Origin of the sequence: Corynebacterium incognita, assembly GCF_014217255.1 — a bacterium.
Taxonomy (GTDB): Bacteria; Actinomycetota; Actinomycetes; order Mycobacteriales; family Mycobacteriaceae; genus Corynebacterium; species Corynebacterium incognitum.
On the sequence record NZ_CP059404.1, the window covers coordinates 461,035 to 475,083 of the forward strand.

At 60.8% G+C, this 14,049-nt stretch carries 12 protein-coding genes; all 12 read right to left on the bottom strand.

Annotated elements, in window-relative coordinates:
- Position 1 precedes the first annotated feature (1 nt).
- Positions 2-1,390 carry a class II 3-deoxy-7-phosphoheptulonate synthase gene (locus tag H0194_RS02175; protein ID WP_185176247.1) on the bottom strand — a complete coding sequence of 463 codons (1,389 nt, stop codon included), beginning with the start codon at positions 1,388-1,390 and terminating at the stop codon, positions 2-4.
- Positions 1,391-1,437: 47 nt separating this feature from the next.
- Entirely contained in the window at positions 1,438-2,682 is a 1,245-nt protein-coding gene (locus H0194_RS02180; protein WP_185176248.1) for an acyltransferase family protein, read from the bottom strand.
- Between the two features lie 70 nt (positions 2,683-2,752).
- A complete protein-coding gene (locus H0194_RS02185) occupies positions 2,753-3,265 on the bottom strand; it encodes a polyadenylate-specific 3'-exoribonuclease AS (RefSeq protein ID WP_185176249.1) in 513 nt (170 codons plus the stop codon).
- Between the two features lie 10 nt (positions 3,266-3,275).
- Complete coding sequence (locus tag H0194_RS02190) at positions 3,276-4,460, bottom strand: acyltransferase family protein (protein ID WP_185176250.1); 1,185 nt, start codon at positions 4,458-4,460, stop codon at positions 3,276-3,278.
- A 16-nt stretch (positions 4,461-4,476) separates the two neighbouring features.
- The gene (locus H0194_RS02195; RefSeq protein ID WP_185176251.1) at positions 4,477-5,226 is read right to left on the bottom strand and encodes a lysophospholipid acyltransferase family protein; all 750 of its coding nucleotides are present in this window, start codon (positions 5,224-5,226) and stop codon (positions 4,477-4,479) included.
- A 47-nt stretch (positions 5,227-5,273) separates the two neighbouring features.
- The gene (locus tag H0194_RS02200) at positions 5,274-6,227 is read right to left on the bottom strand and encodes an ROK family protein (protein ID WP_185176252.1); all 954 of its coding nucleotides are present in this window, start codon (positions 6,225-6,227) and stop codon (positions 5,274-5,276) included.
- A 76-nt stretch (positions 6,228-6,303) separates the two neighbouring features.
- Positions 6,304-7,422 carry a glycosyltransferase family 4 protein gene (locus H0194_RS02205; RefSeq protein WP_185176253.1) on the bottom strand — a complete coding sequence of 373 codons (1,119 nt, stop codon included), beginning with the start codon at positions 7,420-7,422 and terminating at the stop codon, positions 6,304-6,306.
- Positions 7,423-7,479: 57 nt separating this feature from the next.
- Complete coding sequence (locus tag H0194_RS02210) at positions 7,480-8,562, bottom strand: C40 family peptidase (RefSeq protein ID WP_246389009.1); 1,083 nt, start codon at positions 8,560-8,562, stop codon at positions 7,480-7,482.
- A 205-nt stretch (positions 8,563-8,767) separates the two neighbouring features.
- Positions 8,768-9,463, bottom strand: coding sequence for a C40 family peptidase (locus tag H0194_RS02215; protein ID WP_185176254.1), 696 nt, complete (start codon positions 9,461-9,463; stop codon positions 8,768-8,770).
- Between the two features lie 833 nt (positions 9,464-10,296).
- Complete coding sequence (qcrB, locus tag H0194_RS02220; protein WP_185176255.1) at positions 10,297-11,919, bottom strand: cytochrome bc1 complex cytochrome b subunit; 1,623 nt, start codon at positions 11,917-11,919, stop codon at positions 10,297-10,299.
- Entirely contained in the window at positions 11,919-13,142 is a 1,224-nt protein-coding gene (qcrA, locus tag H0194_RS02225; RefSeq protein ID WP_185176256.1) for a cytochrome bc1 complex Rieske iron-sulfur subunit, read from the bottom strand. Before qcrA ends, qcrB begins: the two co-directional genes overlap by 1 nt.
- Complete coding sequence (gene qcrC / locus H0194_RS02230; protein WP_185176828.1) at positions 13,139-14,032, bottom strand: cytochrome bc1 complex diheme cytochrome c subunit; 894 nt, start codon at positions 14,030-14,032, stop codon at positions 13,139-13,141. Before qcrC ends, qcrA begins: the two co-directional genes overlap by 4 nt.
- Positions 14,033-14,049 lie beyond the last annotated feature (17 nt).

The following is a 14,049-nucleotide window of genomic DNA, read 5'->3' on the forward strand; positions in this document are numbered from 1 at the left end:
TTTAGTTACGCAGCATCTCCGCGACGAGGAACGACAGCTCCAACGACTGCTGAGTATTCAGGCGCGGGTCGCACGCGGACTCGTAGCGGCCCGGGAGATCGATGTCGGTGATGTCCTCGGCGCCGCCCAGGCACTCGGTGACGTCCTCACCGGTGAACTCAAGGTGGATACCGCCCGGGTGGGTGCCCAGCTCGCGGTGCACCTCGAAGAATCCCTGAACCTCGTCCAGCACCTTGTCAAAGTGGCGGGTTTTGTAGCCGTTGGACGAGGTGAAGGTGTTGCCGTGCATCGGATCCGACTGCCACACCACCTTGTGACCGGACTCCTCCACTGCGCGGATGACCGGGGGAAGCACGGTGCGCACCTTGTCGTGGCCCATGCGGGCGACCATGGTGAGGCGGCCCGGCTCCCGGTGCGGATCGAGCTTCTCGGCGTAGGCCACTGCCTCTTCCGGTGTGATACCCGGACCGATCTTCACACCGATGGGGTTACCGATGAGCGCGGCGAAACCAATGTGGAAGTCATCCATCCCGCGGGTGCGCTCGCCCACCCAGACTTGGTGCGCGGAGAGATCGTAAAGCTTGGTAGTGCCGAACTCATCCTGGCCCAGACGCAGCATACCGCGCTCATAGTCCACCAGGAGTGCCTCGTGGGAGCAGTAAATCTCCGAGCGGCGAAGCTCGGTATCGGACACCCCGCAAGCGTCCATGAACTTCAGAGCGTTTTCAATCTCCCGAGCCAGTGCCTCGTAGCGAGCCCCAGCCTTCGAGTTGGCCACGAATTCCCGGTTCCACTCGTGCAACTTGTACAGGTCGGCCGTACCCGAGGAAGTCAGCGCGCGCACGAGCCCCATGGTTGCCGACGAGTTGGCGTACGCGCGGATCATGCGGGCAGGATCGGGGCGGCGCCCCTCCTCAGTAGGTTCCACGCCGTTAACGATGTCACCGCGGTAATTGGGCAGCCCGTTGCCATCAAGATCCGAGGACCGTGGCTTGGCGTACTGGCCAGCAATGCGCGCGAGTTTCACCACTGGCGTGGACGCGCCGTAGGTTAACACCGCCGCCATCTGCAGCAAGGTGCGCACGTTGGAGCGAATATGCGGCTCGGTGTTGGATTCAAAAGTCTCGGCACAATCGCCACCCTGAAGCAAGAAGGCTTTGCCGTTCGCAACGTCCGCCATCTTCCGGCGGAGCGCGTTAATTTCCGGGGGCAGGACAATCGGCGGGACTGACTCGAGGATCTTGCGGACGTTGTCCGCGGTAGCCTGGTCCCACTTCGGCTGTTGTTTGGCGTCGCGGGAGATGACGTCCTCAAACTGCTCGCGGATGCCATCTGGGAGTGGGGGCAGGTCCGGAAGAACCCTTTTGTCGATGTCAATTGTCCAGCTCATTGCCCCATTATGCCACGCCGTGTCAAGGCCCGCGCCGCCGTGGTGGGTTAGCCCTGACGCCGTGCGGCCAATGTCTCCGCTGTTTTTGCAGCCTGGCGGGCCTTTTGCCGAGCGTGGCGGCGCTCGGCGCGACGTTCTGCTACCCCATCCACGTGATCCTCGAGTATCCACAGGTGAGGAGGTTGCACGAACCATCCGAGAACGGGAATCTTATTTAGGCCCCAGACGAGGAAGCCAACGAGTCCACAGATGACAACGCAATAGATAATCCAGAAGTTGGGATTCTCCCACGGCCAGGCGCCGCCGTCGACGATGTCCACGCCCATGCGCAGACGCACCAAACCGTAGGCCAACGACAGGGCAACCGGGTGTGAGAGATAAATCGGAAGTGTATTGCGCCCGATGACCTGGAAGCCCCACGACAGCGGGCCTGTCGCCGCCAACACTAGCGCGCACATGATGGCGAAGGGCATGGTGATGTACTGCTGCAGGCTTTTGACTAGGACAAGCAACTCGACGTCGACAAGCGTCTCAGCGTTCCACAAAGGCCAGTCCGCGGTTTGCAATCCCTCCAGGCTGTCCCACCAAGCTCGAAGCCGCAGGCCCCCCACATACAACGCAACGGATATTGCGACGTAGATCGCGCCCCGCGGGCTGCGGTAGGCTCGCCGCACCTCGTACACGAATGTGGTGACGGCGTCCTTAAACAACGCCCCCACGAGGAACAACGGCAGATACATCAACGCCTTGGACACCATGTGGAAATGCTCGTAATACGGAAGGCACACCAGAGGTATCACGACGGAAAGCACCATCGCCAGCCAGCGTGGGAGGAACTTGAGCAACCACAGGGCAATATTGAAAAGTGCCAGGGCGTAAAGAAACCAACCCATGTTGTGCCCGCGGAACATGCTGTCCATCACCGCTGGAAGCGTGATCAAAGGGCCCGCACCTGATAGGTGGTAGTGCCACGACGAGGCGTAGTGCTGAATGGGGATCCACATGAAGTACGGCACGAGGAAGAACCACACGCGTTTGAGCATCAGCTGGCCAAAACTTTGCCGCAGTACCTTAGTAGAGAAGTAGCCGCTGACCAGAAAGAACAATGGCATTCTTAGCGGCGACAACACCTTGTTGGTGGTCACCAGCCATTGCTGCAGGTCCGCATCGGGCACCACGAGAGAGATGTGCAGCAAGACGACGCCGACGATGGAGACACCTTTGGCAGCATCAGGCCATGCCAACCTCTTGGGTTGTGCCCGATGCCGCGCCTTCACTCGCGGTACCGCCACGTCTATTTCCTTGTGTCCCTGTAAACTTCCTGAATCAAAGGATTGCCACAAGGATTATGACACAGCGGGTTTACCCCGCAACCACACGGGTTGTCGAGTCAATTGGCAGCACCGCCTGGCAGGCTTGAAACTTGGCCAAGTTATGGCGCGCGTCCACCAGGGCGTCGTGGTTCCCTGACGGCACCGCAGGTAGCGACGGTTTTCCGGCGAATTCCCAATACTGCTTGAGTTCGTGGGTAAAGCGCGGCAGTTGCCGCGGCAGCCCCGCCATGTCCCCCCACAATTGGGCAAGGACCACGTGGTCGTAACCGCCGACCCACGCCCATAGCTCGGGGCGCCTCCCTCCCGCGGTGAGGAAGTCCAACACCTCCTCGCGGATGGTTCGGGCGCTCTTCCACGCGGGGTGCTGAGGTGAGGGAAGTTTGTCCAACACGTTCTCTCGCACCCATGCGTTGGCGCGGGAAGCGTGGAAGTCGGTGGACACCGCGTAATACTCACGGCCGTCTTCTGCGACGATCCCTATCGAGACCAGCTCGATGGTGTTCCCATCTTCAATAAACTCTGTGTCGTAGAAGTAGCGCACGCTCTTGAGCCTAGCGGGTTGACTTCCACTCAGCCGCGATGGGGTCGGCTTCATCTGGCTTCCCCAGCTCGGCCCGATCCCGTAACCGTTCCCACACCGCCACCAATGACGGCGGATTCAGGGTCCACCCCACCACCGGGAGTTTGCCCAGCCCCCACAGCGCCAGCGAGGCCAGGATGCTGGCCACGAAGCTGATGAGGATCCAGTACTGCGTGGATTCCATTCCCCACTGTCCATCCAAGGTGACGGTGACGCCCTGATAGAAGATCGGCATGCCCACGCAGACGGTGAGGGCGATGGGGTGCGCCAGGTAGATGGGCAAGGTATTGCGGCCGATAAGTTGCAGCATGGTGCTTATCTGCGGGATGCGGGCGACCATGACGGCCAGCACCACCGCGATCGGCAATTTGAGATGCTGTTCGGCAGCCTGGACTAGGTAGTGCACCTCGGCGTCGCCAAGCCACGGCGCATTGGCCAAAGGCCACGGCAGCATCGCTTGGAAGTCTCGGAGGTCCCACAGATAACGCACGCGATACCCCACCATGAAGAGACCGGCAGCTCCCACGGATAGCACCCAGGCCCACGGGTTACGCGGCCCCTTTTCCACCTCGGCCGCGAACTTCGCGATAAGCGGGCGACAGTACGCTCCGATAAAAAATACTGGCAGGTACATCCACGCTTTAGAGGCGAAATGATATTCGTGATGCCAGGGTAAACAGGCCAGTGGTACAAGGAAGGACAGCGTTACCGCCAGCCACGCGGGCAGGCGTTTCGACGCCCATAGCGCCACGTTGAAGATAATCAGAGCGTGGAGAAACCAGCCCATGTTGTGGCCTAACAGCAGAGATTGTTTGAGGTCAGGCCAAGTCAACAGCGGCTCATCAAATACGACGTGGAAATGCCTGCGGTTCAGCCAGATCTCTACCGGTGTCCATGCCAGGTACGGCACGAGGAAGAACCACAGACGACGCAGAAACAACTCGCCTGCGCTAAAACGCAGCACTTTCACCGAGAAGAAGCCACTCACCAAGAAAAACAGCGGCATGCGCAACGGCGCAATCAGCTCGTTAGACTCCCACAGCCAGCTCTTCTGCCCTTCGGGCACCATGAGGGTGATGTGGAGCAGCACGACTCCGATGATGGAAATTCCTTTGGCCACGTCGGGCCACGCCAGGCGTGTTGTTGGTTGCGGCACGCAGTGTTCACCCTCCTTAGCGCTTGTCGACGTCGACTTCGGCCCCCGCCGGATATCCATGTCCGGCTGCGAGAGACTCCTTCACCGTGGAGGCGTAGACGTCGATATAAGGCTGGTCGGCCATCTCGGCCAGCAAGTGCATGATGTAGTCGGTGAAGTCGCGCGCAGTGGCGTGCTCCGCAGGATCAAGGCCGCGCTCGGCCGCCCACTCGTGCGGCATGATGGGCGCATGGACCTTCATCCCCACCCGTGCCGGGCGGGGGATCCAGGTGCCGATGGGGTTGGCGTTACGGCTACCGATCATGGCCACGGGGATCACGGGGTGACCAGAGGACATCGCCACCCGCGCCAAACCGGTGCGTCCCTTGTATATGCGGCCGTCCGGTGAGCGAGTGCCCTCCGGATAAATACCGAAGATGCCACCTTCTTCGAAAATTTCGTTGGCGGCCTTCAACAAAGCGTCGGAGGCGTTGTCCGACTCACGGTCCACGGGGTGCTGGCCAACAGCGTTGAAAAACCAGCGCTGCACCGCGCCCTTGACCCCGGTGCCGGTGAAGTACTCGCTCTTGGCCAAGAAAGTAATCTGGCGCGGGCACATCAGGGGGAAGTAGAAAGAATCCATGACGGACTGGTGGGTGGATGCCATGATGGCGGCGCCTGAGTCGGGAATGTGTTCCATGCCCTCGGCCCACGGGCGGTTCCACACACGCAAGGCTGGTCCGAAAAACACGTGTTTAAAGGCCCAGTACCACCGGTTGATCGCCATCGTCACTCGTCTCTTTTCTGTATTCGCACTGCCTGTGTTCGCGCTGCCTAGGTCCGCGCCAAATCGGCCACGCCTATAATACCCGCCATTGAGCCCAATTCCGCGGAAGCTAGCCGCGGCTGGGGCCGGAAGCCCGCGCCCACGATGTGCGTGCTCATACCTTCGGCGACCTGCGGGAGGAACAGCGACGCGGATTTAGACACCCCGCCGCCGACCACGATGAGCTCTGGGTCCAACACGTCGGCGACCATAGCCAGGCCCACGTTGAGCCAGTGGGTGAAGTCTGCGACCACGGCTTTGCCCAGCTCATCGCCCGCTGCGGCGGCGTTCATGACGGTCTTGCCGGTGACCTCGCCCGTGTCCAGGGCCGCGGCGAGCTGCGTTGCCCGGAAACGTTCTGGCTTCGACGTCGCGAGCTCCTGGGCGGTAGTGACCAATGCCGTGCCGGAGGCGTAGCGCTCCAGGCAGCCGCGTTTGCCGCACGGGCACTCTCGGCCGCCGGCGACCACGGGAAGGTGCCCGAACTCCGGAGCGGTGCCGAAGGCACCGCGGTAGATTTCACCGTCAATCACCAGCGTGGCGCCGATGCCGGTGCCGAGCGCAAAATAAACCCAGTCGCGCGCATCGCGGCCGGCACCGAAGCGCAATTCACCCCAGGCTGCAGAGTTGGCATCGTGTTCAATTCGCACCGGCAGCCCGAGGCGCTGATGGAGAATGTCCCGGACGGGGGCGTCCCGCCACGGCAGGTGCGGCGCAAAGCGCACGATCTCGCAATGGGGGTCCAAGAACCCGGCGATCGCGACTCCCACGGCGGCGATTTCATGACGAGAGCCGAATTCCTGCACGATGGCGCAAAGGGCTTCCTCCAGCGCCTGTTCGGTGCGCGGGGTGGGCACATAGGTGTGCTCCAAAACTTCTCCCTGGGCACTGACGACACCTGCTTTGAGGTTCGTCCCGCCGATATCGAAGCCGACGGTGATGGGGTCAAGTGCGTGGGGCATAACTGACAGGATATACCGGCCAGCCTCCCCCGGTCACATCGAGCCACGCGACGCCATCAGGCCTCCGGCCCAAGTTCTAGGAAGTTATCTCGCGCAGGCGCTGGCCCATGACCTCCCATGTCCAGGACTCTTCCACGTGCCGACGTCCGGCTGCGCCCATCTGGCGCCGCAACGCATCATCGCCGAGGAGGCGCACGAGGGCGTCGGTAAGCGCGGCCTCATCCCTGCCGTCGACCACGATGCCCGAGTCAGCGGTCACCGTCTCCGGCGCGCCACCGGACTGGCCGGCGACCACGGGGACGGCGCACGCCTGGGCCTCGAGGTAGACAATGCCGAGGCCCTCCACGTCGAGGCCCTTACCCCGGGTGCGCGCGGGCATCGCAAAAATGTCCGCCGCGCCCAACAGGCGGACCATCGCGCCGAACTCCAGCGGCCCGGTCAACGTCACATGTTTCAGGCCGCGGGCCATCTCTTTCAGACGCTTGGCGTAGGACCCCTTGCCGACGATTATCAATTGGGCATCTGGGAAGCGCTCGTGCACGCTAGGCAAGGCGCGCAACAGCGAGTCTTGGCCCTTGCGCGGCACGAGCCGGGAGATGCACACGATGACCGGCCGCTCCCCCAGCCCCCACTGCTCCCTCACCGCCGCCCGGCCGGAGGCGTCCAGCGGCCGGAAGGTGTCCACGTCCACGCCTGAAGGCAGATGGACAAACTGAGGATGCGAGCCGAAAGCCCGACGGAACCGCCGCAAGGTGTAGTCGGAAATATAGGTGACGATGTCCGCGTTGTTGCCGATGACGCGCAGCGCCTGGCGGGCACCGGGCAGCATGGACCAGCCGACTTCGTGGCCGTGCGTCGTGGCGATGACCGTCCGCGCGCCCGCTTCGCGCGCCTTTGCCCCCATGAGCGCCAGCGGCGCGGCGGCGCCGAACCACACGACCTCGATGCCGTTGTCTCGGATGATGCGCTGCATCTCCCGCGCGGTAGCCGGGGTGGGCAGCATCACCCGACGTGGCCACCGGATAACTCGGTGCGGCACCTCCGCATCGTACATTCGTGCCGCCTCCCGGTCCTGAGTGGAGGCAAACACCATCACCTCTTCCGGTGGAAGCGTGGCCAGAAAATCACGCAGATACGACTGAATCCCGCCGATCGTCGGCGGGTAGTCGTTGGTTACTAAGAGGATCCGGGGCATGGCATCCATGCTACAAAACGGGCACTGCTGATGGTTTCGCGCCGACCCAGTTCGGGCCTAGTAGCGGGCGACGCCGGAGACCGGCATCGAGTTCAGCGGAACCACCTGCACAGGAACACCATACGTGGAGGCATGAACAACCTGGCCGTTGCCGATGTACATGCCCACGTGGGTGACACCTGGGAAGTACCCCACGATATCGCCCGGCTGCAGGTCCTCGATAGCCACCGGGGTACCGCCGGCGATCTGAGCCTGCGAGGTGCGCGGAATGGTCTTACCCTGCTGCTGATAGGACCAGTACATCAAGCCGGAGCAGTCGAAGACATCCGGGCCGGTCGCACCCCAGCCGTAAGGTGAACCGATCTTGGACAGCGCGGAACCCACTACTCCCTCGGCGTCCACAGAAGAGGATGCCTTCTTGAGCTTCTCGACGTCCTCTTCGTCCAGGTCCACTGGGTTGTGCTGGCCCTCCCAGGCCTCACGCTCCTGCTCATTGAGGGCGTCAACGCGCTTTTCCATGTGCTCGACCTGCTTTTCCAGCTTGTCGCGCTCGTCGCTCAGCTTCTTGTGCTTTGCTTCCAGATCGGCCTTGGCCTTCGCGGCGTCATCGACGGCGGATTCGGCTTCTTCCTTCTCGGACTTCGCATCCTTGGCCGCCTGCGCAAGGCGCTTGAGGTCAGCATCAGCAGAGCGGGTCAACGCTGCCATAAATGACATACGGTCCACCGCCGCGTGGGGATCGTCAGCGTTCAGGGAAGCGGTGAGCGGATCCATGCGCAATCCGTCGTAGCGCTTGTTGGCCAAACCGTTAACGCGCTTTTGCTGCTTCTCCAGTTCCTTTTCGGCCTCGGTAGCCTCAGACTTAGCTTGCTTGGCGTCTTTCTTTGATCGCGCCAAATCCTTCCGCGATTCCTTAATGTCCTCTTCTAGCTCTTTGACAGTCTCGTTCTTGGCACCGGCCTCGCGGGCGAGTTCCTCCATCTCCTCCATAAGCTCGTCAATGTCATCCGCTTGCGCCGCGACAGGCGAGACAAGACCGAGCCCCACGGCGACCATGGCTCCTGCAGCGGTAGCTGTGAAAAAGCCAGGACGACGAGAAGCGCGGTGTGCACCACGGTAGAGGTAGGGATTGGAGGTCACGGGGGACTACTTTCGGATCAGAAATCTAAGACGTTTCTTAAATCAATCAAGAAAAAACTATAGCCGATGACAAGGTCTCTCACCAAGATTATCGCCGGTGGCAAGTAATATGTTTCGCAATAATCCTAAGAAAAGTTGAGAGCCGGGTAACTCCTGCACCAGAAGGCACAACAGTTACCCGGCTTCACAGCGCCAGAGCTAAATCTTAGAAGCGCACTGCAGAATGAATCGGCATGTAGTTCAGCGGACGCTCCTGAACGGTGGAACCAGAGTTCAGGGAGTCGATGATCATGCCGTTACCAACATAGATGCCAACGTGGGACGCGCCACCGTAGTAGGCAACGATGTCACCGGGCTGCAGATTGCTGATAGCCACCGGAGTGCCAGCAGCTGCCTGAGCAGAGGAGGTGCGCGGGATGGACTTGCCTGCCTGAGCGTAGGCCCAAGAGGTCAGGCCGGAGCAATCGAAAGCGTGAGGGCCGGCAGCACCCCAGCCGTACGGAGCACCAATCTTGGAACGGACAGCAGCAACGACCTTAGCGCCGGTGGAGCTGGATGCAGATGCCTTCTTGGTCTGCGGGGCGGAAGCCTTAGCCGAGTAGTTGGAACGAGCCTTCGTCGCAGACTTCTTCACAGCCTTCTTGGCGGTGGTGGACTTGTGGGAAGACTTCTGGGCCTTTACCTCACGAAACTCAGGAACCCACTGCTCAATGTTAGGGACCTGACGGATACCCTGGACGTTCTCCAGGCCCTTGACCTCGGCGCTGAAGTTGGTGTTAGGAACGACAACCTCGGCTGCGCCTGCGACACCAGGGGTCAGAACGGATGCGCTCGCTGCAACAACGGAGGCAGTTGCAATTCGGGTGAGGGTCTTATTGCCCTGACGAACATGCTTAGCCACGATAAAATCTCCAAATCTTTCCACGCGCCTACCTTTCGCACGGAATGCTTCCCACTGGTGTCGGTCACTGGCGTTCACACTTTCCTAGCCCATGGCTGGCCGGAGCCACTCCACTCGTGCGGGCCGCGATTGGCTCCCAATCCAAGTTCCGGGCTGCTCCCCTTTCTGGAAGCATTGGACCCATCCCTTCTCGGACGATTGGGATACGACGCTATATTTCTTTTCGTTGTATTGCGCTCCCGTATCGGTTAGCAACGCAATGTCTCGAATAGGTTACGAAACTGTCACAAGCGTTGTCCATCCGACACGCGCCGTTAACCCCGTTACCAAGCCGTTATCTCGACGTTGCATTGCCGCGATGGTGACAAATCACCTAAGTTTCCATTTTCTCACGATGGTGAATATTTCCGAAAAAGAGTGCCACTTACTGCGCCAACCATGCATAAAGCACCCACTTTGGGCATCAAAGTTGTTCAAAGGCAAAACGAAATAACTTTCACAAAGAGTTTTTTGAGACGTCCACCACACACCCCACGGACGCCGCCACATTTTTACCAACCATCACTCCCCTAACACCCCACAATGCCCCCACACTCCACTACGCCTGTTGCCCTCCGGGACGCACCCCAGCGTTGCCATGCCCCTCCGCCTCTAACAACTGGTTCCCGCACCAATGCCCCAAAACAGCATCGCTACAGCGCTACAGCGCTACAGCTACGCCGTCTAAGTGCCGCCAGTGCTTAGCGCCCTGAGCACAAAAGTCCCTCCCAGGCGGCTGCTTGGATTGCTGCCGCGTTGGGAGGGACGTTTCTCCTTATTTATAAGGAGCGGGATTAGATGAGGCCCTTGTCCTCGTCTTCCTTCTTGTTTGCTTCGTTGAGGCGACGGAACATCTCTGCTTCCTCAGCAGCGTTGTCCGCGTGAACCTCGTGGATGCGGTGGACCATGGACTCGTCATCGGAGGAGAACAGGCCCTGGGTCTCGGAGTCGGCGAAGCCGAGCTCGTTAAGCTGCTTCGGTACGCGAGCGCCAGCGTACGGAAGCGGTACAGCGTGGCCATGCTCGTCCACCGGGCCAAGCGGCTGGTGGATTTCAATGAAGGCGCCGTTAGGCAGCTGCTTGATAACGCCGGTCTCAATACCGTGCGCCAGGACCTCGTGGTCGGAGCGCTGAAGAGCCACACAGATGCTGTAGGTCACCCAGTAAGCAATCGGAGGCAGAACGATGATGCCGATACGACCCACCCACGTCATGGCGTTCAGGGACACCTGGAAGAAGTGAGCGAAGTGGTCGTTACCACCGGAGAGGGTCACCAGCAGGAAGAAGGTGATGGCCATGGCGCCGATGCCGGAGCGAACCGGCACGTCACGCGGGCGCTGCAGCAGGTTGTGATGCGCGTCGTCGCCCGTCATCTTCTTCTCAATCCACGGGTAAGCGAACAGCAGTACAACCATCAGACCACAAAGCAGGGCGACCCAGAATGCGGACGGGATGGTGTAGTTGCCGATGTAGAGCTCCCACGCCGGCATAACACGGGCGACACCGTCGGTCCACAGCATGTAGATATCCGGCTGGGAACCAGCGGAGACCTGCGACGGGTTGTATGGGCCCAAGTTCCAGATGGCATTGATGGTCAGCAGACCAGACATCAGAGCCAGAACACCGGCGGTCATGAGACCCATGCCGATTGCCTTGGTTGCGAACACCGGCATAATGCGGACGCCCACAACGTTGTTCTCAGCGCGACCCGGTCCGGGGAACTGGGTGTGCTTCTGGTACCAAACCAGGATGAGGTGAGCGGCAATCAGGCCGAGAATAATGCCCGGGATAACCAGCACGTGGAGAATGTAGAAGCGGTCCAACATGAGGTCGGACGGGAAGTCGCCGCCGAAGATGGCCCAGTGCAGCCAGGTGCCGATGATCGGCAGGCCCAGGATGATGGCGGACATAATGCGCAGACCCACGCCGGAGAGGAGGTCATCCGGGAGGGAGTAGCCGAGGAAGCCCTCGACCATTCCCAGCAGGATGAGCGCGCAACCGATGATCCAGTTGGCCTCACGCGGGCGTCGGAACGCACCAGTGAAGAAGATACGCAGCATGTGCGCAACCATGGACATCATGAACATCAGTGCACCCCAGTGGTGCATCTGACGCACGAACAGGCCGCCGCGAACCTCGAAAGACAGGTCCAGGGCCGTGGCGTAAGCGCGGGACATCTCCACGCCGTTCAGCGGAGTGTAGGCGCCATCGTAGATGACCTTCGTGATGGAAGGGTCAAAGAACAGTGCCAGGTAGATACCGGTCAGCAGAAGGATGATGAAGCTATACAGCGCCATCTCACCCAGCATGAAGGACCAGTGGGTCGGGAATACCTTGTTGATTTGGGTACGGATCATGCCCGAGGCGGTGTACCTCGAGTCAATGTTGTCACCAATTTGTGCGAGTTTATTGCTCATTATGACTTACGCTCCCAGAATGCCGGGCCAACTGGCTCGATGAAGTCGCCCTTGGCTACGAGGTAGCCCTCTTCATCCACAGTGATAGGCAGCTGCGGCAGAGCACGGGCGGCCGGACCGAAGACCGGCTTGCCGTACTGCAGCGCATCGAACTGCGACTGGTGGCAAGGGCAGAGAATGCGATTGGTTTGAGCCTCGTACAAAGAAGTAGGGCAACCAATGTGGGTACAGATCTTGGAGTACGCGTAGTAGTCGCCGTAGTGGAAGTCCTCTTGGCCTTCGCGTTCGGTGACCTTCTGCGCGTCCGAATTACGCAGGCGAATCAGCATCACGGCGTTACGGTTGCCGTGAATCGAGTGCATGTGCTGCTCGTAAACGTCCTTGTTCTTGTCGTACTTGTCGCCGTCGTTAACGTGCTCTTCGGCCAGCGGGAAGACCGTCTCCATACCACCAGCGGCAAGGTCCTCCGGGCGCACGCGCACCAGGCGGGCGACGCCCTGGGTGGTGTAGTGGGAACCGGTGACACCCTCGTGGCTCTCCGCGATGGTGCCCGTGTCACGAGCGAGGTACAGCTTGACGCCGCCCTCCTGCAGGGACCAACCAGACTTCCACAGGGTGCCGTCGCCGGCGTAGTTCATGGAGTGGCGCTTCTTCCACGGGTTGTTTACTGCGCCGCCCAGCGGGGCAACGACAGTGAGGCCGAAGAGAACTGCCGCGCCGCCAAGCAGACCCTGCAGAGTCTTACGACGACCGAGGGTGGAGGTCTTCCACGAATCGTTCAGCAGAGCGGTCAAGGTACGGCGGTCAATCTCGTCGGACGGACCGTCGTGGCGACGCTGCACGGAAATCTCTTCCGGCATGATGCGCTTCACGTACTGCACGATAGCGAAGCCCAGCGCCAAGATGGACAGACCGGAGGTCAGACCAAGCAGCGGCGTGTACAAGGTGTGCCACCACAGGCCGTCCTCGCCCAGGACCTTGTACTCCCAAGGCCAGAACAGGTACACACCGAGGAAAGCAAGTGCAGCAAGGATGGAAATTGCCGCCCAGATGGAGATACCAGCAGCGGCCCGCTTCTCGGCTGGGTCGCCGTCTACCGGGAAACGTTCCTTGCGGAACGCCACAGTAACTTCATCGAGCTGCGTGCCCAGGGCAGCCAGCTCGTCATTGCTCATCGCATTGAGCTCTGCGTCTGTGTAGTTCTTCTTGTTGTCGTTACTCATGAGCGAGATCCAATCCACATTGCGGCGCCAAGCAGCGCGGTGATGCCGATGATCCACATTGCAAGGCCCTCAGCAACCGGGCCGAGACCGCCAAGGTCCCAACCTGCTGGAGACGGGGTCTCGCCTGCAGACTTAATGTATGCAATGATGTCCTTCTTCTCGTCCGCGGTCAGCTGACGCTCTGAGAAGCGGGGCATATTCTGTGGCCCGGTGAGCATGGCCTGGTAGATCTCCTGCTCGTTGGCAGGCGCCAGCGGCGGAGCGTACTTACCGGAGGACAGCGCGCCGCCCTGGCCGGTGAAGTTGTGGCAGGATGCACAGTTCATACGGAACAGCTCGGAGCCACGAGCAACGTCAGCCGGATCAATCCGACCGTCGTAGTTCTTACCGCGAAGTTCCTCCATGGCGATGGAGCCGTCTTCGTTGCGGACAATATCGGAACCGCCACCGTTAGCAGCAACGTAGGCAGCGAGTGCCAGCGTCTGCTGTTCGGTGTAACGCGGAGTCTTACGCTCTGCCTGAGCGTCGTTCGACATCATCGGCATACGACCGGAGTGAACCTGGAAGTATACGGAGCCCTCGCCCACGCCGACGAGCGACGGGCCGCGGTCCTGTACGCCCTGAAGGTTGGCACCGTGGCAGGTGATGCAGGCTGAGTCGTAAATGTCCTTACCCTCTTGGATAAGTGCCTGGTCATCCTTCTGCGCGGTGGCGACCTGTGCGTCGGGAGACAGCGCAGACGCCAAAACGCCTGCGCCAGTCAGGCCGATGGACAGTGCGAAAGCACCGGCCAGCGTGCGCTTCGCCTTGCGGCGGCGACGGGTCTTGTTGGCAGCAGCGGTGTCCGAGGTGACCTCGGAGGCTACTGCGTTCTGCGGATTGGTATCCATCATTTTCCTTTGAGAAG

What these genes read in the sequence shown, in the direction of transcription:
- H0194_RS02195 (WP_185176251.1), bottom strand. Translation starts at nt 5,226, where the DNA reads ATGGCGATCAACCGGTGGTACTGGGCCTTTAAACACGTGTTTTTCGGA.
- H0194_RS02175 (WP_185176247.1), bottom strand. Translation starts at nt 1,390, where the DNA reads ATGAGCTGGACAATTGACATCGACAAAAGGGTTCTTCCGGACCTGCCC.
- H0194_RS02200 (WP_185176252.1), bottom strand. Translation starts at nt 6,227, where the DNA reads ATGCCCCACGCACTTGACCCCATCACCGTCGGCTTCGATATCGGCGGG.
- qcrB (WP_185176255.1), bottom strand. Translation starts at nt 11,919, where the DNA reads ATGAGCAATAAACTCGCACAAATTGGTGACAACATTGACTCGAGGTAC.
- qcrC (WP_185176828.1), bottom strand. Translation starts at nt 14,032, where the DNA reads ATGGATACCAATCCGCAGAACGCAGTAGCCTCCGAGGTCACCTCGGAC.
- H0194_RS02205 (WP_185176253.1), bottom strand. Translation starts at nt 7,422, where the DNA reads ATGCCCCGGATCCTCTTAGTAACCAACGACTACCCGCCGACGATCGGC.
- qcrA (WP_185176256.1), bottom strand. Translation starts at nt 13,142, where the DNA reads ATGAGTAACGACAACAAGAAGAACTACACAGACGCAGAGCTCAATGCG.